General features: G+C 37.5%; 4 protein-coding genes. All 4 read right to left on the bottom strand.

What is annotated here, in order from left to right:
- Positions 1–40: 40 nt before the first annotated feature.
- Positions 41–17,893 (bottom strand): T9SS type B sorting domain-containing protein, encoded by a 17,853-nt coding sequence (locus tag AC51AA_RS13110; protein WP_500702684.1) that lies wholly within the window; start codon positions 17,891–17,893, stop codon positions 41–43.
- A 136-nt stretch (positions 17,894–18,029) separates the two neighbouring features.
- A complete protein-coding gene (locus AC51AA_RS13115; RefSeq protein WP_500702685.1) occupies positions 18,030–22,118 on the bottom strand; it encodes a PorP/SprF family type IX secretion system membrane protein in 4,089 nt (1,362 codons plus the stop codon).
- A gap of 1 nt (position 22,119) precedes the next feature.
- Entirely contained in the window at positions 22,120–23,520 is a 1,401-nt protein-coding gene (gene sprC / locus AC51AA_RS13120) for a gliding motility protein SprC (protein ID WP_500702686.1), read from the bottom strand.
- A gap of 38 nt (positions 23,521–23,558) precedes the next feature.
- Entirely contained in the window at positions 23,559–23,969 is a 411-nt protein-coding gene (locus AC51AA_RS13125; protein WP_500702687.1) for a hypothetical protein, read from the bottom strand.
- Between the last annotated feature and the right edge of the window lie 28 nt (positions 23,970–23,997).

Genomic DNA, 23,997 nt, shown 5'->3' on the forward strand with positions numbered 1-23,997 from the left:
AATATATTTTTTAGACAACATCATAGGGGCTATTATTTTGTTATCTGTATAAAGTGAAATGTCCAACAAACTCACGTGGATCTTTCGGGTCATTCAGCTTAAGAACATACCAGTAATCACCTGATGGTAATTCTGATCCGTTGTATCTACCATCCCATTTCTGACCATAGTGATATTTAGCAATCACACGACCGTATCTATCAAAGATGTCAAAGGTAAGCTTGTCGTAAATGTTTGTACAACCAGGTCCCCATTGATCATAAACTCCATCACCGTTTGGTGTAAAGTAATTGTCAAGACAAATATCAAAATAAGTAGCTGGTATCACTATTGAAGCCTCACAACCATTTTGATCTCTAACAATCACCTTATAATCTCCCGATTTGTAGATTTTGAATTTGTTAGAAGAAGTAAATGGTTCACCATTAAAGCTATATTGGTAAGCTGGTGTTCCACCAGCAGCCGTAACTGAAATGATATTCATTTCTTGTTGACCTACAGTTTCCATAATGGTTAATGGCTCTACTGCGACAATAGTAAATTCAGCCGTTGCCATCTCACAACCATTAGTATGTCTTGCTGTTACAGAGTGCTTTCCTGGCGCTACATTAACAAAGATGTTACTTGGTTGATAAACACCACTAGCGTCAAGCATATAATCGATATCTACTGGATTGGTATTACTAGCATCCACTTCCACTACTACTCTATTGGCTGGAGCATTATCCACACAATCATAACTTACTGTAGCGATTGGATTCAGTATTACTGCCACTGGCATATTTTCAACAAATTCAGCTGTACAACCAGCAGCATCTTTAATATAAACGGTATGAACACCTCCTACAAGACCCGTGAAATCAAATCTAGTTTGACCCGCAGCACCCTGAGTATAAGTTCCATTCTCATCATCAAGACTTACATTATAAGGTTCTGTACCTCCTTTGATTTCAATACTAAAAGCACCATTTTTATCTCCTGCACAAATTTCAGGTAGCATAGAATTTGGAACTTCTGATGCCGTAACTGGTCTTGGCTCAAAAATTTCAAAATCAATTTTAATATAACAACCTAATACATCCTGAACAATAACTTGGTAGCGACCTGCTGCCAATTTATCAAATACGTTTACATCAGAGAATTGGTCTAAATCAGGAGAAATTGCATAACTGATCAAACCTGTACCACCTACTGCATTGATTACTATTTTTCCGTTATTAGCACCAAAACACGTTACATCAGTTGTTACATATGGTGCGCTCAACGGTACAGGAGCCTCATCTATAACTACTGTTTTATCAGTTTGACAATCTCCACTGTCCACATGAACTCTATAGGTTCCTTTAACTAAACCTGTAAAATCACCATCGGCTTGAGGGCCTTGTAATATAGCATTTGAGCTGTCAAACAATGTGTAAACATAGTTTCCTAAGCCACCTTGCGCAGTTGCCGAAATACTTCCTGAATTGTCACCAGTACAGTTGATATATGGTTTATCATTTAATAAAGTTATAGTAAGTGGTGTTATTGATAGTATTTCAATATCATTAGAAACAATACTGATACAACCATTGCCATCTTTAACATAGTAATGATATACACCTACTGGCACGCTAAATGTAACAGCTGTAGTCGAACTAAAGGAACCAAGTATAGTTACAAAACTAGCATCCGTACTATAGGTATAAGTTCCTGTACCACCTACGGCACTTAATTTTAAACTCGCTTGTGTTAAACAGGTCTGACTAGAAGCTACTTCTAAAGAGGCAATCACTTCTGAAGGCTCATTAATAATAATTTCTGCCGTAGTAGCTTCACAACTAAATCCATCCTTAACTGTTACCGTATACCTTCCTGCGCCTAAACCTGTAAAAATACCAGAGGCAAAAGGTCCTGAAGAAACAGTACCAGTAGCTGATACGTAATTTAAAGTATAGGTATAATTACTGCCTTGACCTCCTGTTGGAAGTCCTACCGTTATTGTCGCAGATTTATCACCATTACATGGCAACATGGTTACATCGGCCTGGGCAACAACTGTAATTGGTTTCGGAACAATTAGCTCAACAGTAGTTATATCTGTACAGCCTTTTCCATCCTTCACTGTTATCGTATATAAACCAGCTGTTAGATTTGGATAAACGGTTTGCGTTGAATAAGCAAAACTAATTGGCCCAGCAACTTCAAACTGGTAATCTCCAGGCCATCCACCAAAGGCAGAAACCGTTATTACACCATCATTATTACCAGAAACACACGTAATAGGAGTGCCAATTGCTTGAACATCTAACTCCTGAGCGGGTTGAACAATCTGGAAATTAGTTACTACAGTACAAAATGGTGTGTTAACCAATTTAGCCGTTGCCATATAAATACCTGATTTTAAACCTGTGATATCCATACTAATACCAGTGCTTGTACCCGTTGTAATTGTAGTACCCGCTGCATTAGTAATGGTATAATCAAAACTTCCAGCGTCATTTGCTGGTTGCAATTCATTATCTACCATTGTTAAACGAACACTTCCATCGGTTGCACCGTAACAAATTTCACCGTTTATTGGTGTTGCTTTAAGTACAAATGTATTCGGGTTAAATACATAGTGAACATCTTTAATGATACAACCTGTTGTTGGGTTTTTAATCGTAACCAAATAATTACCCGCTCCTAAACCAACAAACAATCCATTGATATTATTTTGCGTAGTGAAAACCGTTCCGTTGACACCGCTTAAAGTATACTCTAGTTGACCTACCGCACCTGTTGTATCTACAGTTACCTGAAGTGTTTCAGGGTTGTCACAGGTAATTGGAGTCACAACAGTGAAATTCACTTTGTCTAAACTAGCAAAAGGAGCAATTGTAATAGCCGTGGTAACCGCACCTTGACAATTTTTATCATCAAATACATTTACTGCATAATCACCTCCTAAAAGATCATATTCCGTATAGACATTCGAAGCTCCTTTTTGAACTTCAACACCGCCTTTAAGGAATTGATATATTAGATAATTTCCTGAACCACCACTTACTGAACCTGGCTCCACTGTGATAGTGGCATAGTTGATTGTATTTGAACCCGCAGTACAGATAAATTGTGAAACTGTTGGTGCATTAACCACTATAGGGTTTGGTTGTGGAACTGTAATGGTAGCTGTATTAGAACATCCTCTACCTGAAGTCACTGTTACCTCATAGGTACCAAAAGGTAAATCATTGAAAACAGTAGACTCTTGATTTGGTCTTAGCACCGGTCCAGCAGTAATACTATACAAATAAATAGGATTATCATTTGTGCCGATTAAACTTACCGCTATACTACCATCATTTCCTCCGAAACAAGATACTGCAGTTTCTGCTAAAGTAATACCCGTAACAGCTGTTGGAGTTTCAATTCTCGCAGTGATTTCAGTTTCACATAATGTTACAATATCTTTAACCACAAACTTGTAAGTTCCAGGAGCTAAAGTATTAAACACAGGACTACCTTGTGGGGTACCACCATCTTTACTATAAACATAGCTTGAAGGTGTCGAAACAGTACCACCTGTAGCGAATAACGTAATCGTACCATCAGCAGCCTCACATTTAGGCACTACAGTAAGCTCTGCACGCAAAGTTAGAGGATCTAAAATCGTAACTGGCGTCATTGCAGTTGCTATACATTGATTTTTATCTCTTACCGTTACAGTATAGTTTCCTGGCTTAAACACCGTAAAGAAACTATCATCTTGGAATTGTACACCGTCTAAACTGTATTGTAAAGGAGCTACACCATTTGCAGCAACATCAATTCTATATCCATTAGCATCAGTACATTGACTATCCACACTTACCTTTGTAATTGCAGGCATTGGGTCTACTGAAATGTTTACCGTTTTAAACAGATAACAACCTTTACTGTCTTTCACATAAACATCGTAACTGTCAAACAATGGAGCAATAGCAGTAGTCGAAATAGTTTTTGCATTCTCTCCCTGATAATCTCCAGCAGTTGGAGTTGTTCCTGCAGTTACAAACGCGTACGTATAGTCTCTTGTACCGCCTACAATAGTCGATTCATCAACAGTAATTACCGCGCCTGTATTTTTACAGTTTTGATTTACAACATCAACAACCATTGCCGTAATATCTAATACTGGCGGCTCAGTAATTTGAACATCATTAGAGGTTATACTACAACTTGGATAAGCGGACTCTGTAACCACCACTCTATACTTGTTACTTGCCACTAATCCGAAAGGAATTACAAATGGATTGGTACCTGTATTACCAACACCTGAAAACACCTCTACTGGGTTAGTGTCATTAAATACCTTATAAGTGTAAGCACCTGCATAATCTCTGATGTTAATTTCGATTGCGCCGGTAGCATTGCTATTACAATCTACATTGGCAGAAGCGCTAGCGGTTACTTTTGCAATATCAAATACTGGAACTTTATTCGAATTCGATTTTATACTACAACCAGTATTGTTATCCATAATTACAACCTCATAGAAACTACCTACCTTATCAGCATAGTAGGTAAATGTATTTCCAGTTACTGGTATTGGTAATGCCGTAATTAAAACACCATCTTCGTAAACATTATAAGTAAATGCCTTCGGAGTATAAGTTCCTCCATTGATAACCACATTTATTTCTTGTTTGTTGTTAAGACAGTCAATAGGTGTACCGAAACTAGCAACCGCCGAAACTAATTTAGGGAATGGATTTACCGTAACCTGAACGTCATCGATACATCCGTAAGCATCTTTCACATAATACGTCAAAGTTTGCGTAAATCCGTTATCAATTACATTGAATGTATTTGTGGTATCCCAATTTATTTTGTTTTCACTATAAGTGAAATTAGTAACTGACTCAGCACCTGCTCCATGACTTCCAGTAACAGTTACAATTGTTTTATTTAGTGTATTTGTAGCCGAACAGGTGAAAGGAGCTGCTGTGGCATCTGCCACAACTGCTGCACGATCAAGGATCGTTACGGTACCAGGAGTAGAACATTCTTTTGCAGAAGTTACCGTTACATCATAATCACCAGTGGTTAGTCCTGTGAACAATCCATTGTCCGTTTGTGTACTTGTATAGCCTGTTGGATTTGTTCTAGTAATTGTATAGCTATATGGACCATCATTAGTAGTTCCTGTTAAAGCAACTAAGATTTCACCATTATTTACATTTCCTTGACCTGTTGTACAGCTAGGTGATTTTGGAGTTACTGAGAATGTTGGTGCAACAGGCGTATCCATTACAATTGTATAAGCAATTGTATAAGAACAATTTCTAGCGTCATATACTACAAAAACATAACTTCCTGAACCTGTAACCGTATAATCAGCTGACGTTGCACCTGCTCCAAAAGGAAATGGTCCTGAAATTGGATCACTATCTTTTTTAACAGTATAGCTGTAATCAGGATAACCGCCTACTGCAGAAATTTTAATAGTTCCTGGTACTGTTCCAGTACAGAAAATATCTTTTTTGTTTTCTGCCGAAGCAAAAAGCTGACCTTTAATAGTTGTGCTTGGCACTGTAACAGTACATCCAAATTTATCTTTTACGATAATAACATAACTACCAGGAGTCAATTTATCGAATGTATTGGATGGCTGCCAAGAGATACCGTCGATACTATATTCAAATCCGCCAGCTCCGCCTGAAGCAGTAACTTTCAACGTTGCAAAATCAGTATCATCATAACAATAATCTGAGCTTGTATCTACAGTAGCTGTTGGAGGCGTTGGAATACTTAAATCAAAAGTATCGTTTGCCTTACAACCATTAGCGTCTGTCACTACGATAGTATAAGTACCTGTTTGTGTAAGACCATCAAAAACGCCATCGGTAGTAGTCAAAATACTTGCATCTGGCTGCGTAATTTTATAGGTATAATTACCCCATCCAAAGGTAGCGGTAACTGTTACTGCTCCCGTAGTAGTACAACCCAAATCTGTAACATCCTTAGAAATAACTAAAGCTGCAGCTGGAGCCGCAATATTGAACAATATTGGTTTTGAACAATTTGTTGCATCATCAAATACTTCAATCGTATGATCACCTGCTGTTAATCCAGTTAAATCAATTGTTGAACTTGTTAAATTAGTCACAGCAGTTGCTGGAGCATCAAGAATATAATGATACGTTCCTGCAAAACCAGACACTAAGAAACTTGCTTTTCCGTCAGTCGCACCTAAACAAGTAATTCCGGTTGTTGATTGTTTTATAAGATCAATTTTAACAACATCTTTAATCTCAAATGGCAATTGTTTCACACAACCCACAGCATCTTTCACTTGGAATACATAATCTCCAGGAGCTAAATCAGTAAATACTGGATTAGGTCCATTATCAATTGCCTCTGATAAAGGCGAGATAATCTGATAAGTTAATCCTGTTGTAACAGTACCAAGTGCGTTTTCAACATTTGAAATTGTTACCGTAGTTGATCCAGTTGTACAAGTAATAACTGGATCTTGTTTTAAATCAAAATCTGTTGGAGGACTTAATTTTAAAATATCAATTGTTCCCGAATCCTCGCAACCGTTTGCATCTTGAATTGCATATGGAATACCAAGTTGGTCTGCTTTTGTATCAGCAACAAAATATTTAGTTGTTTTAGTAAATGCACTGTTATTAAAACTATATAAATAAGATCCTGTTCCTCCTGAGCCAATTCCTGCTAACTCAACTTCGGCAGCTTGACCCATATTACCAGGGCCACAAGTTAAAGGTGTAATAACTGGAGTTCCAACTGCAACAAGTGCTGGTTGGCCTAAAGTTAGCGAACCTGTTAACTGACAACCCAATTCGTCGGTAATAGTATAATCATAGTCTCCAGCGATTAATGAAGTAAACAATGGTGTGCCTTGTGATTTTATAGTACCTACCGGTACTGATGATGTAAGTTGAAGTGTATATGTGTATTTCCCTTTTCCTCCCTTAGCAGGAAGTTCAATGGCACCATTACTACCTCCATTACATAATGGCTGCGTTAAGTTAGGAGTAACGGTAATAGGAATAATTTCATCAATAACGACTTCATTAGTCTCAACCGGACAATTATTAGCATCTGTTATAGCAAATTTATAAGTACCGAAATTAGCTTTCGCAACAGGATAAACAAATGTATTATCTGCGGCAGGAAGAGTAACTGGACCACCTACTGCAGTACCGTCTTTGTATGCCTGATATTTAAACCCTTTCGTTCCTTTTAAAATCGTTACCGTAATTGTAGCATCTGCAACAGCATTTCCAGTAACAGTACAATCTAAAGGTTTAGTAACTAATGCAGTTGCAAGAGGTGTTGGCGTAATTGTAATGTTATCTGCATCCTCACAATCGTTAAAATCTTTCACTATTACATTTACTGGTCCAGAATTTAATCCTGAAATGGTATAAGGGAAAGGTATAGCATCAGTAATTTCTGTGAAACGACCTCCATTTACACTAATATAATAAGGCGCAATACCTAAAGTTGTCATTGAAACTGTAACTTCAAACGCCCCTTCTTTGGCGCATTTGTCTACAACCTCTAATTTATCAATTACAAGAGTTGGATCTGCATTAACCGTAACAGTCGCGGGAACAGATGCCGCACATCCATTTCCATCTTTAATCCAAACAAGATAGTTTCCTGCCTCGACATTAAATATATTAGCATCATGTTTAGGCGATTCAAAAGAAGCACTAGTAGGCTGTGTATCATCAGCAAGAAGATAACCAATTGGTCCATTGTCAGGTACTATTTGGTATAAAAATGGTCCAGTTCCACCATGAGGCACTGCTACCACTCTACCAGCATCAATCTTACAATTATCATTTTTAGGTGAACTAGCTGTTACGCTTAGGTCTACAGCTGATTCTTCTACTACAAAAGGAGCTGATGACGATGTACATCCTAAACTAGAACCGTCTACTTCAGTAAATTTAACGTAGTAGGTTCCAGTAGCTAGTCCTAAAACTTTAACTGGTACAGTTGTAGGCATTGTAATGGTACCTGCTATTCCTGTACTAGTAGTTGTTTGGTCTTTAAATATTTCATATTTTACTTGAGTTGCATCTGTATTTGTAAGTGAAATAGCTACTCCTCCTGTTGCAGATCCCTTACAAGCAACGGGAATAGATGTCGCCGTAATTCCTATATTAGTTAAAGGAGCAACCGCACCAGACGCTTTTTCAAAATAGTAACAATTTGTACTTGGATCATATACGACAAAAGTATAAACCACACCAGGCGTTAAATTTTTAAATGTATGTGTTAACCCATTTGGAACATCTGGAGGCAGCAAACTAGTACTGAAAGGCGCTATTGGCAAATCATAGATCCCAAATTGGTACAAAGGAGTTGTAGGAACAGGATTAGGATTTACCGTAACAACAATAGTTGCACCATCGGCACAATCATCAATTGGAGTTGCCAAATCAATATCTAGCTGATTTGGTGGTGCAAGAATTTGAATGTTCTTTTTAACATTACTACAGCCAGTTGCATCAGAAACTGTCAACTCAAATTCTCCAAAACTCAAGTTTGCAAAAGTATATTCAGCAGTTCCAGGCAAACCTGGAATGGTTTGTTTTAAACCAGTACCAATATTTTTTAATTCATAAGTAAATGGTGCAACACCATTTGTTATAGTACTAACCTTCACCGAACCAAAAGTTGGTCCAGGACAAAACATGTTTACCTCGGTAGTGGTAAACAAAATTTGCAATGGCTCAGTCACAATAGCAAGACCTGTTGTTACTTCGCAACCTTTACTATCTCTCACACTATACGGGTAACCCAAAACTGGCGAGGCAGCCAGATTTGAATATGTATCATTAGCAGTAAATGGACTTCCATTAAAACTAAAAGTAAATGGAGCAACACCTGAAGTTGGAACAATAGTAACAACACCATCTTTAGATTGGTAACAGCTTAAATCTGTAACTGTTGCCGTAGCTGTTGGATTTACTGGATCCGTGACTTTGAAAACTGCAGATTCTTTTTCACATCCAGCAGAGGTAACTTTAAAGTAATAATCCCCAGCTGTAGATGTTTCAAACACATTATTTCCTACTGGAAGAATTGTTGCATAAGTTCCTCCAAGACCTAATTTATATTCATAAGTATAAGAATTATTTCCTCCGCTAGCAGACAAAGTAAATTTTGCATCTGTATCTGTAACCGGAAATGTTGGACACGTTACATCTTTATCTGGTGTAACAGTAAGTGTTAATTGATCATTTACTACAACTGAAGTTGTTACCTCGCAACCATTATCATCTTTGATGCCCAAAATATAGGTTCCTGGACCATTAATTGTTTTATCCTTATTGGTGTTATAACTTCCGTTAAGACCATAAAGTATTGTCGAATTATAGGTAGCTCCAACTATAGTTATTATAAAACTACTTCCTGAATAACACTGTGGCGCAGTAACGGGATCGATCGTTGGCGCATCATCTTTTACTACATCTAATGTTATGTTTTGAGAACAATTTCCATTTTTATCTTTTACATAAACAACATATTTCAAACCATCTATACTAGTGTCTTTTGTAAACAATCCTGTAGTATTATAATCTGCAGCACCTGGCGTTAGTCCAAATTTTACCACTGCATATTGTAACGGTGTTGTTCCTCCAGAAGCTGTAACTTTAATAGTGGTTTCTACTTGATCACAATATACTTTTGAAGCTTTTGCATCTAAAGCTGTTATTGCGTCTGGTTGTGACAAAGTCAATACTTTTGTAGCAGTACACTTAGTATCATTATTTATGACAGTAAAAGTATAGGTTTCAAGTGCGTTAAGCCCAGAATACGTAATAACATCTCCTATAGAAACTCCTGAAATATCTCCTGTAACGCTACCCACTAAAGTAGAGCTGTATGTTAAAGCCCTATTTCCTGAAATAGTAAATTCAACTTCACCGTCAGATAAGCCATTACAACTAACATTTTTTAAAATTTTATCACTTACTTGAATTGGAGTTACAGCATCAATTTTGTACTGACCTGTAAGAGTACAATTATTAGCATCGGTAACTTTAAAGAAATAAGTACCCGGAACCAAATCCGTAAAGGTATAAGTATTAGCATTATTGGTTGCAACCAGTGTTCCCGGAGCAACGGCAGCCGTATAACTTGTGATCTCATATTTCAACGGTAATGCACCGCCTGTCACTGTCACTAATAAATCCGTATTCTGTTTACTAAGCTCGCAAGTAATATCCGGAGCTGAAAAAGCTAAAGCTGTCGGAGGAGTTAAATTATCAATAGTCACCGAAGCTGGAGCAGTACATCCATTGGCATCTGTAACCGTAATGCTTACCTCACCAGGATCGCTTGTTGTAAATGTATTAGACGTTATTGGACCAACTGTCTTTGCACCCTGAGTATAAGTATATCTATATAGGGTTGGTACTAAAAATGGTGTTCCCGGAGAAGTAACTGTAACTGTAATAGTAGCAGCTTGTGGGGCATTTGTAGTACCACAACTAAGAGGAGTTGTAACTTCAGCTGTTGCTTTTAATTCTGCCGGATTTGTCAAAGTTTCTTGTACTACAACAAAACATTTTTTAGAATCTGTAACCTTGAACCAATAATTGCCAGCACCAAGACCCGATTTAATGTTTGAAGTCATTGAACTAAAAGAGCCAGTTAAACCAGTTGTAGAAAATTCGTAAGTATACGGTGCTAAACCTAAACTTACTTTTACGGTAATAGATCCATTATTACTACCAAAACAAGTAGGGTTCGTTGGCGTAGTCGTTGCTGTTGGATCAACTTTTACATTTATTGTTCTTGAAACAACCGTTGTACAACCTTTGCTGTCAGTAATTTCAAAATAATAAGTTCCAGCTGTTGTAGCTGTATAAATAAATGAATTTCCTGCTACTAGATAAACCGTTCCACCGAATGGTGCAGCTATATCTTTATTTACTTTGTATGTATAATTAGGATAACCATCATTAATGGTAACCTCGATAGAAGCATCTGGAGATGCTGGTGTTACATCACAATCTAAATCCGCTAATAGTTTTGTACTAGCTGTTACTGGCGATACTATGGTTGGCACCGTTAAATCGATATAACATCCTGTTGAAGTATCGGTAACTCTAATGGTATAATCACCCGGTGTTAAACCTGAGAAAGTTCCATTGTTTTGTACAATAGCGCCAAGAGTATAGGTGTAATTTGTTGCTGCATTAGGAGTAACTTTAATAGTCGCTCCTGCTCCACCCGCACAATAATCTGAAGTTACATCTATACTTGCAGTAGGAAGTACTTTGTCTTTAATTGTAAAAGTTCCTGATACTTGGCAACCTTTTAAATCGGTTACGGTAAAGGAGTAATCACCCGCGATTAGATTCGTAAATAAATTATTGGTTTGTGTAATAGCAGTGCCAGTTGTTGGTGCTGTTCTTGTTACTTCATACGAGTAAGAACCCCAACCACTATTAGCTGTAACATTAATAGTAGCCGTACCATTGCCTTTACAAGTTACATCCGTAGTAACTGTTAGATCTAATGCTAATGCTGCTGTTGGAGCTGCGATTGTAACTTCTTCCGAATCAGAACACGTGGTTCCTGTATTGGTTACCACTATAGTGTGTGTTCCTGCACCTAAGTTAGGTACCTGAATATCAAAAGAAGTTCCAGTTCCAGGAGTTGTTTGTCCAGTTACTGCTGGTAAGGTATCAACTTGATAAGAATAAGGAGTGCTATTACCCATTCCGCTAACCGTGAAGATTGCGCTTCCATCGGTTGAACCTAAACATGAAATACTGATTTGAGATTTAACCGTTACAAGGATAGTAGGCAACGCATCTATTTTAAGGTCTTTTTCGTAAACGCATTTTTTAGTATCTCTTACTTCAAAAGTATAAGTAACTCCTGCTGCTAAACCATTAAAAACATTACTTGTCTGATAAGTAGTTGTTGCATATGGTGCTGGCGATTTTATTCTATATTCTAATCCTGCAGTAGGTAGAAGAGTTCCAGAGGCATCAATCACATTTGTGATGGTCACGTTAGCAGTATTCCCTGGACAAGTAACTGCACTAGGAGTAAGTGTCATTCCTTTTGGAGGATTCAATGCATCAATAATTCCTGCATCAACTGTTTTACTACATGCTTTAGCATCTGTTGCAGTCACTTTGTAAACTCCGGCAACGGTTAAATTACTAAAAATTCCAGTTGTGTTTGAAGCAACTACATTGCCATCTCTATACAATGTATAAGTAAAACTGCCATTTCCTCCAGAAGCACTAGCGGTAATAGTAGCAGAATTATCACATGTATAAGCTGTTGAAATATTTGCAGATAAGGTAATATCGTCTGGTTGTTTAACAGTAATCGTGTACGATTTAGTACAGTCTTTTGCATCTTTAACGATATAAGTGTAGCTAATTCCGGCAACTGAACCTGCCAAACCTGAATAAGTAGTCGTAGTACTAAAGCCTAAACCATTAAAATTAAACTCAAAAGGAGCTACTCCTGTTAGGCCTTCCAAAGTTACACTACCATTATCAGCTCCAAAACAAGTAACATCTTTAACTGTAGCTTTTGCCGTTACCGCCACTAAAGCATTTACTTCTTTTTCAATAGTAAACAGACAGTCATTTTTATCCTTTATCGCAAAAACATAAATTCCAGCAGTAGCTGTAGAATAAGTAAATTTAGGACCTACTGTAGCACCGTTATTAACTAATACAATATTTGTTGCTTTATCAGTAACGGTATAGGTATATGGACTTGTTCCTCCTGAGATTTCAACTTCAATAGTTGCGTCTGAAGAAGCTGGAGCTACAGCACAACTTAGTCCTGCTAAAATAGCGGCCTTTGCTGTAATTTTAGGTTCAATCTTTTGGCTTTCTACCGCTGATTTACAATTATTTTTATCAATAATAGTAAAATCATAAGTACCTGTTGCTGTCACTGGATATTTAAATGAGTTTCCTGTGAAAGAAACAAAGGCCGATGGTGTTCCTGAGTTATAGCTTACTTGATAACTATAAGGTGCTAATCCTCCTGTAACATCTACTGTAATTTCGGCACCAGAATCAAAACACAATCCTGTATTTTGAGCAATTGATGCGGTTGGCCCATTTGGTATTGTAACCACTATATCGGCATCATTTGCATCTGTACATGAATTCGCATCTGTTCCTGAAACAATATACGTACCAGCCGGTATATCTTTTAAAATTCCTGACGCTGATCCAGTACTAGTAAAAGTAATCACATTCGCTGGATTATTCTTATCAGTAAGAATGTATGAAAAAGGTGCTGTTCCTCCAACCGAGCTTACCGTAATTGTAGATCCTGTAGTACAAGTAGCTGCGGTTGCATTAGCATTTACAATAAATGACGCTGGCTCCGTAATAGACACGGGAACAGTTTCACTACATGCAGAACTGGTAAGACTATAACGAATTCTAACATCGTATTTATTTGGAGCCAATCCAGATACTAAAACTGGAGAAATTTTAGAATTTAACCAATTTTGGGCACCATCTATCGAATAGAAAAACCCTGTCGCTGGATCAAAGTTTTCGGCTATAATGTTAAATGATCCATTATTTGCTCCTTTACATTTTACGTTTAAAATGTTGTCCACTTTTGCTGTGAACTTTTTATTAGTGTCTACAACAAAATCAAAATCTTTATGAGTAAGACAAGTCTTAGGTAGTTGATATACTTCTATATCATCCACAGCAAAGTCTATTCCGTCGACTTGAGAGAGTTCCAATCGCAATACAAAATCTAAAGTTGTCGCACTGCCTGGGTTAATTGTTCTATTGATTTCTACCCATCCATCGGTTTTAGGTATTTTTCCGGTAGATTGAGATGATAATGGAACTCCTGAAGCATTTTGCAGCTCAACCGTCAAAGAAGCGTCTGGCTGTTTATTGCCTACCTTCAATAAATTTGTAGCGAAGAATCTAACCTGAATAGGTTGGTTCGGAATAATATCTTTAATTGTTTTTCTATAAAGAACCGCATTATTTGGAATTGCTGTACCTGCATCTACCGCTAAATACCTACCTCCAGTTCTAGTACCACTGGTATGGTCTATTGGATTATGCCATCCAATATAAGGATTGTTTCGTAAACTACTCGTAACAGTATATTCACCATTATCGAATAATCTATCCTTATGACACATCGTAGCATCTATTTGTCTCTCCCAACAAAAATTTGGATTAATCCCTGGAGATGCTCCATCTGGAGATTTAGTATCTGTGTAGGTAAAACTATCTTTCCCAAAATTTTCAATTAATAAGTTACTGTACGTTGGTACCGAAACTAAATTATACTCCACACTAATGGTATGTTCGCCAGTTGGAATATTAACAAAAACATTCGCGGGTACATTGGTATTTACCTTTCCATCGAGTAAATAAGTATAGGCATAACTATCCGTTCCTGAAGTAGTCACGGTCACTGTGCGAGAACCCGTACCATCACAATTATACACTGTAGGAGAAAGTGTAAAGGTTGGATCCGTCGGTTTAGGTTCCAAAATAATACCTTCCATTGGGAAAATACATCCCTTAGCATCTTTTATATACAACGTATAAGTTCCTGGGGCAACATACGCCTCATTTGAAGTGATAAACGTATCTCCACCGTCAAAACTATAGGTATAGGGAAGTGTCCCTCCCTGTGGGTTAGTAATTCTTATTTTTCCTTTAGTTTCTTCACCTACCGGACCACATCCAGACATTTCAGAAACACCCGCTGCAGCTGATAGTTCACTTGAAGAGCCTCCAATTGTAACAACTTTAACTGGTCCATAACAGATTGCGGAACCCAGTGTATATTTAATTTGGGTGCTATAAGGTCCTGGTGCTAAATTAGAAAATACCTTTGTCGCATTAAAGTTAGCACCATTGTCAATACTATAACTTAAAGTATATCCGTTCGCATTGGTAACATTAAAAGTAATGGTACCATTTTTATCCCCATAACATTTCTCGTCTGTTGTATCAACTGTATACTCAGGCGCAGGAATTGCTGTTACGGTAATCGATGTTGTAGCACGACAATTGTTGCTATCTTCAACAATAATAGAATATTTTCCTCCAGTAGGTAGCGGATTGCTAACCGTTATTAAATTGGATGATTGAAAATTGGTGGTACCATTTATATAATAAGTAAAAGGACCAACACCTCCTATTGGAGTAACGGTTATTTCACCATTTGAACAAGCCGTAAGTGGTGTCGTTAATTGCGCCGATGCATCTAAAGTGGGTGGCGCAATGATTTGTTCGTCTTTTGAAAAATCACAACCGTCATCTGTCCAAACGCGAACGGTATAATCTCCAACATTTAAATTAGCAAAAGTATAATCATTCGTTTGTAACGGTCCTACTTCATTCGTTACTCCCCCTTGCGTAATACTATAATAATACTGAGGCAATACATTATTCGCCTGTATTCTAATACTACCTTTATCTACTTTACAAGTTGGTTGTGTAATAATTGTTTTTACATCATAAATTCTCTCTTTGATTAAAACATCTAACACTTGAAAAATACAAGCATTAGTAACACCTACTTGTCTAATGTACACATTATGGTAACCTACTGTTACAACAGGGAATGCAGCATTAGGAAAAACATTGCTGCTTTGGTAAACTCCAGTTCCATTTCCATCAAGACTAAATTCATACCCAGAAGTTGGTACATCATGAACGGTAATCTCACCTAAAGTTTTACACGTAATATCTTTGGAAGTAACTGTTGGATTCAATGGATTTACATAAACATTGAAATAAAATTGACTAAAACATAAACCCTTATAATAAATGGTCAATCTAAACTGTCCAGCAACACCAGCTGAATAATCCGGCCCTTTAGCCACTTCAGTCCATTTACATGATTTGCTTTCGTTTGCACAATTTTCAACAGCCGCAGAACAACTAGCCTCATCTAATTTTTCCCATATAATAGAAATCGCGTCTGTAATTCCTGTTTTGATTAATCGGGGTGCATTAGCACCACAAATAAACAGATTCGGTAATAGTTTTCCATCGCTTTCACATTTCACTACTTCTCCAGCATAGGGAGCTTGTGCATATGGAATTACTGGATTGGTAATCGTATTTCCATAGGGAACAACTGTGATCGTTTCGCTAATCGATTTACAAGTAGAGTTAGTTGTAGAAGTAACATAATACACTCCCGTTTTCGTAGCAGTATAGGTTTGGTTTGTACCGATTACAGGAGTTCCTGTTGGACTTGTTGACCATGAATAACTATCGTATCCATTGGCAGCGGACATGACTATACTATTAGCACAAAGGATATATTGTTTGGTATACTTACAATCTAATCCAACCAAAAAATTAGTTGGTGTAGCAGCTCCAAAATTACAACTATTAATAGAAGAGAAACTTCCTTCGTCAATTATTGCTGGATTTATAACCCCTCTATAATTTGCAAAAGCTTGATTTTTTATTTCATTCGAACAAACATCACTCAACTTATTACAATCATCAACGACTTGAACTTTTAGTATAATTTTATATTTAGCACCTCCAACGGTACCAGCAGCATTTGGTATTTTAAAGATTATGGTTCTCGTTGCGGCATCATACGATTGTATCGTTGCTCCACCAGAGTTGGTTAAATCCACATCAGCAGCTCCGTTAAAAATTACATTTTTAGGAAGCACATCTTTAATGGTAAAATTACTTACTGCATCACTTCCTAAATTCTGATAAGATATTTCGTAAAATAAGTTTTGACCTAAAGTAACATTTGTACCACCAATATCTACACCTTGAGCATTTTTTACAATTTTAGTAAGCAATATATCCGGTGCGATTTCATCTACCGCATAAGCAGTAAAAAAAGCAAAAATAGGATCTGCTTGACCAGGGGCCACTTGCAATGTAAAACTCGTTGAAGTCTGATTATTGTTAATATACTCGGGGTTTGCATCCTTAACTTCCAGAACACCGGTATCATAACCCAAGGTATTGGTTCCAGAAGGGTTTCTTGGGGTTGAAACACCATTAGTGTTTTCAATCGTAGAGCTGAAAAAATTATTAGCAGGTCGAAATGGGGTTACAACTTGGTGGTTTCCAAACTCCAGTTTAGTTGCGCTTTGCGGTTTATCCCCGTCCAAGGCAGCATAAGCAAACTGTATATCCACAACCCCTGTCGGAGGTGTTCTAAAACCCGTCACGGGAATTACTTCAGCATGATCTTTGTATATATGACTAAATCCATCAAAGACATTAAATGACTTCATCTGAAGATTAGGATCTTCATAAACTACCAAAAGTGTCCATCCAGCAGATAATCCCGTTGATCCATTAGACCCTTCATTAGCAATTACATTACCTACAGTATAAGTTCCTTGTAAAGTCGTTAATCCTTGCAGCAAGCTCGTCACATCGGCATAGCAGGCGTAGGGCTTATTTGAATCCGGAATTATGGGTGCAACCACTGCATCATAAATTACCTCACCATCTATATCTCTATATGATGTTTCCCCTGGTACTTTTAATTTCACCTTATCGATCTCCGTTCTACTTCCATTTTGAAGCATAGCCCCCCAATACAAAGCGGCATACGCAACTCTATAACAAGTGGTCGGACTGCCGTTTTTTTGATTTGGTACCACAAGATTCGCACTACTGGAGCTGAAAGTTGAGCTATCCCCATCAATATCAATGTACTTCATTGATACACTTTGATTCGCTAACGTATTGTCATTATTTGGCAGATTATCTACTCCTAGGATATTGTTCCCAGCAACAATCATCTTACCTCTAATGTCTACTTTTTCCCTTAGAGAGAAAGGCTTATAGGTTTGTGAAATAGCGCCTAAATTTTGCAAAAGCAAAAACAGCACTAAGGTAATTTTTAGAAAAGTAGGGTTTTTCATAATTTCATTCTTTACTTAGATTTTTATACACTAAGGGGCATTAGCTTATAAAAACAAATTGTATTCTATAATATTTATATTATTATGTCCCTCTTAAAAATCTAAGAGGGGTTGGTATTCTTGTTCTTGATTTGTATTAATTCTCCACTTTGACTATAGCCATTTTTCCATTGTATGGCTTACTTCCTTTGGTCTCTAAAGCTTTTTGAGCATCTTGTAAACCATCGAATTTATCATAATAGATATAGTATTTACTGGTGGTCACATTATAAAAGAAATTAACATCTGAACGTCCTGCAGCAACTGCTTTAGTCAAGAACTCATCTCTTTTTTCAACACTGTTATGAACGGCAATAATGAGATAATAACCACTATCAGAATTTTTAATATTCTTGATAATTTGCATATTGGATTGGTCTTCACCAAAATCAAAATCGCTTGCTGTTAATGGTTTTGAACTTATTTTTGTCGTTTCTTTTATGCGTTTAAGAGCAGCAACGTCCTGGGCATATCTTCCTTGATCATTTTCGTAAGCAGCACGTTTAATTCTACGTTTTTTCTCAATCTCTGTTTCCGCTTTTATACGCTCTAAATTGGAAAGTAAAACTGCACTGTCTTGCTCCATTTTCGATTGTGCCGCTTTTAACTGATTAATCTTTTCAAGGTATGCTTTGTTCAAAGCATCATCTTTACTCGGGAATTTCTTAAGTCTCTCGTTGTATAAATTAGTCAACTTGGCGATCTCCTCTTTCTGCGCTTTATTCGCCTGAGCAAGCTGCAATTTTAAAGCTTCTAACTGACTATTTTCAGCGGCAACACTTTTAAAAGGCTTAGGTTCTTTATAAATTCCTTTATCACTTAAATCATTTTCTTCTTTTAAATCATTCAAGTCTCTTTGTTTACTTGCCACGGTTGTATTAAACTGTGATAACAAATCTTTTTGTGTTTTACTTGTGCTCTCGATAGATAGTGTTAAATCCTCTATTGCTTTAGCCGTACCATCTTTCGGAGCTGAAGCTACTCTTGCTAATGCGTCAGCATCTGCTTTCGCTTTCGCATCGGCAACTAATTTTGCTTCACGTGCTTCTTCTGCTAATCGTAGTTGTTTTGTTTCTTCTTCAGCTTTTAATTTTTCAGTAGCTTCAGCATCTGCTTTGGCTCTCGCATCAGCTAATAATCTAGCTTGTGCAGCTTCCATATCTGCTTTTACTTTAGCAGCAGCAGCTAATTTTGCTTGTAATGCTTCTGCATCAGCTTTAACCTTCAAATCGGCAGCTAATTTAGCCTGACGAGCCTCTTCTGCAACTTTAGCTTTTTCTTCTTCAGCTTGTTTTACTTTTAAAGCTTCAGCATCTGCTTTAACCTTCAAATCAGCAGCTAATTTTGCTTGAAGTGCTTCTGCATCTGCTTTTGCTTTGGCATCAGCCGCTAATTTAGCCTGACGAGCCTCTTCAACAACTTTAGCTTTTTCTTCTGCAGCTTGTTTTACTTTTAAGGCTTCAGCATCTGCTTTAACCTTCAAATCAGCAGCCAATTTTGCTTGAAGTGCTTCTGCATCTGCTTTTGCTTTGGCTTCAGCCGCTAATTTAGCCTGACGAGCCTCTTCAACAACTTTAGCTTTTTCTTCTGCAGCTTGTTTTACTTTTAAGGCTTCTGCATCCGCTTTAACCTTCAAATCAGCAGCTAATTTTGCTTGAAGTGCTTCTGCATCTGCTTTTGCTTTGGCATCAGCCGCTAATTTAGCCTGACGAGCCTCTTCTGCCAATTGTAGTTGTTTTGCTTCAGCATCGGCTTTAGCCTTAGCCGTTGCTTCTGCATCAGCTTTAACTCTTGCCTCGGCAATTAATTTTGCTTGTAATGCTTCCATGTCCGCTTTCGCTTTGGCATCGGCAGCTAATTTTGCTTGTAACACTTCCGCATCAGCTTTCGCTTTAGCATCAGCGGCTAATTTAGCTTGAAGCGCTTCTGCGTCTGCTTTAGCTCTTGCCTCGGCTACTAATTTTGCCTGTAGCGCTTCCGCATCAGCTTTCGCTTTGGCATCGGCAGCTAATTTTGCTTGTAACACTTCCGCATCAGCTTTCGCTTTAGCATCAGCGGCTAATTTAGCTTGAAGCGCTTCTGCGTCTACTTTAGCTCTTGCGTCGGCTACTAATTTTGCCTGTAGCGCTTCCTCATCCGCTTTTGCTTTTGCATCGGCAGCTAATTTTATTTTCAAAGCTTCTGCATCCGCCTTCGCTTTGGCATCAGCAGCTATTCTTGCTTCTCTAGCTTCAGCATCCGCTTTTATTTTAGCCTCAGCTGCTAATTTTTCTTTTAGAGCAGCATCTTCCGCCGCTTTAGCTTTGGCATCTGCGGCCAATTTAGCTTTTGTAGCTGCATCAATACTTGCTTTTGTTTTTGCAGCAGCAGCAGCGGCAGCTTTAGCATCTGCTGCTATTTTTGCCTGAAGCGCATCTGAATCTGCTTTAGCCTTCGCATCAGCAGCAAAAATGGATTCTAAATCGGCAGCTTCTGCTTTTGCTTTGGCATCAGCCTTAGCTTTAGCAACGGCAGCATCCGCTTTCGCTTTAGCATCAGCAGCTAATTTTACTTTCAGTGCTTCAGCATCAGCTTTAGTCTTTGCATCAGCAGCTAATTTTATTTTCAGCGCTTCTGCATCCGCTTTTGTCTTCGCATCAGCAGCTAATTTTATTTTCAGTGATTCTGCATCCGCTTTAGCTTTGGCAGCAGCTAATCTAGCTTTTGTAGCAGCTTCAGCATCGGCTTTCACCTTGGCTTCTGCGGCTAATTGTGCTTGAGTTTTTTGTACAGTTGCATTATTAGTGGTCGCAATTTTTGTTTTTGCTGTCCCTTCTGCATCCGCTTTAGCCTTAGCAGCAGCTAATCTTGCTCTTGTTGCAGCTTCAGCATCTGCTTTAGCTTTAGCAGCACTTAATTGCGCATGTGTATTTTGAATTACTGGTCTATTTGTAGCAACGAGTTTTGCTTTGGCAGCTGCTTCAGCATCCGCTTTAGCCTTGGCGTCCGCTGCCAATTTAACTTTTACTGCCTCAGCATCGGCTTTCGCTTTATTGTAAGCTTCTAATCTCACTTTTGCAGCAGCTTCGGCATCAGCCTTCACTTTTTCAGCAGCAGCTAATCTTCGTTGTAAAGCCTCTGCATCCGCTTTAGCTTTCGCGTCAGCAGCTAATTTTGCCTTCGTAGCACCATCTACTCTAGTTATTGGAGTAGTTGTTTTTTTAGCCATCACCGCTTTAGGTTTCGAAGGATCTATCAATGAACCTTCTTCTTCATCGCCGTAATAGTAATTCCTACTTTTAAATTTATAGGCTATAGCAAACTCGTGAGAACCACCCATATTGCTAAAATTTCCCATCCCTTTTTCATAATTATATTCTATGGCAATGCTTGGGGAAATATTCACTCCTAAACCAGCTGAAACTCCATATATGGTATTGTATCCTGCTTGTGCCCAAACTCCTTGCGGAATCGTGATCATAGCCAATCCAGAAACAACTGTTTTATCTTTTTTAACTTCGGTTTTTACTATAGTAGAGAATTTACTTCTATCAAAAAAGCCATAACTGTCAATGTAACCTGTGTACATGGCATGTAATTCGATGGCTCTTTCTGGATCTTCTTTTACCATTCCAGATCCAAAATTGTATAACACTAAATTGTTTACCGACAATCCAAAATCAAGAAATGCAGTACCGTAGTTAATCCCTGGGTTAATAGTCAATAAGGTGTTTGACGGATAATCACCATTTAAAAGATTGGGATCATCAGATATGATTTTTCCTTTATTAAGACCACTTTTGTAAACACCTACGTTTATACCAAAAGTCAAATTACTGTCTTCTTCTAAAACGATGTTGTGTGCAAAGTTTCCTATTCCTCCAAAAACGGTCATTAAACCATAATTTTGTTGAAACAGACCGAAAGCAAAGGCTTCGTTTTCTCCAAAACGTCCCGAATAATTGGCTAAATAAGTTTGAGGTGCGTTATCAAATTGGACCCATTGTCTTTTATTATAAAAACTGGCATAAGGGTTTGTTTCTCGAACGAAACTAAAAGCAGGGTTGATTAAGTATCTATTAAACTTTAATGAATTTCTGATAGGTAATGAAAACGAAACAACTCCATTCTCTGAAGCAGCTTCTTGAGAATAGAGTGTATTTGAAAAACCGTAAAATAAAGTTATGAATAGTAAAATTTTCCTCATATTATTTTATCACAGTTATTGATCCTTTTTTTTCACCAGTGTCGGATTGAATGACATAGTAATATACCGGATTTGCATTTTTAAAATCTTTTATAACCCATTTAGAAGAATCATAATCAACGCCTTGGAAAACAATTTCTCCTTGGGAACTAAGAATAATGACTTTTGTATTGGGATTTTGATATTCACTCGGCAGCTCCCAATAAGGGTAACTACTCAAACTAATGATATTTGGAATTACAGTAGAAGTACCACTTGCTGATGATGTCACTTTAAAAGTTAATTCCTTCGTAACCACACAACCAGAACTTTGAGACACTTTAACTTTATAATTACCCTTAATGGCAACTAAGTACGAATTGGTTGTCGCACCAGCAATAATCGCATCATTTAAAAACCATTCATAAGTAGGACTAACAGCATTGGTAGTAACAGAAACATTTAAGGTTTCACCTTCAGCAATCACGTTGTTCTCTGGTATATCTAGAGTAGCATCAAAACTATTACTTTCTAGGGCTATGCTACCTGTAGAACTGCACCCACCGAAATCGACGTTAACGCTGTATTTCCCAGACTCACTGGTATTATAGCTACGATTGGTTGCCCCATCAATCTTATTACCATCTTTAAACCATTGGTATGTATTTCCTGAAGATGCGGTTAGAACAGTTCCTGATCCACTTGAACAAAATGGGTTCCCTAAGCTTGAACTAACGGTAACTGCAGATCCTGAATTTGAAGAGACAACACTAACACGATTCGAACTAAAATTCGAATCAGTACATAATCCATAATCAATTACGGCATAATATTGCCCTACGGAATTCACCACAATAGACTTCTTACTTTCACCTGCAATAACAACATCATCTCGATACCACTTATATTTTAAGTTGGGATAATTTGCAGGCGAAGAGGCCATATCAGAAGGTGTTTCATTATAAACAGAAAGAGTTAAACTTCCTCCAGAACAAATTGTGGCGTCCTGATTTTTATTATTAATGAAAAATGCAGCTTCATAATCCTTATAAAAAATTGGAAAAGAAGATTTACCAAAAACATTATTAAACTTACCACTCACTACTGTACCTGGATTACTTTTTACTCGTAAGCTATAAGTATCGTATCCAATCAAATTAGAAGGAATTGCAAATTTAATACTTTGTTGGGTCGCACTTATATCCGTAACTTGAAGTGTAGTTGTGGCTATCGGATTTGCAAAGCTACCTGCGTTATCCGATATTTCAATAGAAAACGTAGTACCAGCCGGAAAATCCACGTAGCTAAACGTTGCATTAAACTCATTAAATTTACCCGCACAAATCTTATCAAAAGTTAAATTAGAAGGGGCTAAACTCTGGGCATGCGAAATAAATCCGGTAAGTAAAAAAATACCGAACAAAAGAAAATGTTTAGTAAAAGTTAGAGTAGTTTTTCGAATCATATAATACGGGTTCTTGCTAAATCTATATCTTCGAAAAACAAAATGTCGATAAATGTCTCTGAAAAATCATACCTATAGTCCTCAATAATAGCTTTTGCTAGTGTTGAATAAGAAATTGATACGGATGAAATCGCTTCACATTTTGAAGTCTGATTCTTCTGATCATATACAATAGCATAGCTATCCTTGGGGGAGGATAGCCCTACTACTAACTGATTAGAAGTATCTAATTTGCTGATAACTTGATCAGCTATGTCGTTATTTTGGTCATTAGACGCAGTGTATTTACAGTCCGTAACAATAGAAGTTGTAGGTTGTTCTATTGTACTTTGTGCATATAGACTTAACGTAATAGGTGAAACCAAAAATATTATAGAAATACAATATTTTCTACTGGATAGAGCCATTATGTCTTGATCTTTATTTGGTCCGATT

Source organism: Flavobacterium sp. OHVDL-2026-0007 (assembly GCF_059882335.1).

Bases quoted from the DNA above. Each gene is read 5' to 3' on its own strand.
- AC51AA_RS13110 (WP_500702684.1), bottom strand. From the start codon at position 17,893: ATGAAAAACCCTACTTTTCTAAAAATTACCTTAGTGCTGTTTTTGCTT.
- AC51AA_RS13115 (WP_500702685.1), bottom strand. From the start codon at position 22,118: ATGAGGAAAATTTTACTATTCATAACTTTATTTTACGGTTTTTCAAAT.
- AC51AA_RS13125 (WP_500702687.1), bottom strand. From the start codon at position 23,969: ATGGCTCTATCCAGTAGAAAATATTGTATTTCTATAATATTTTTGGTT.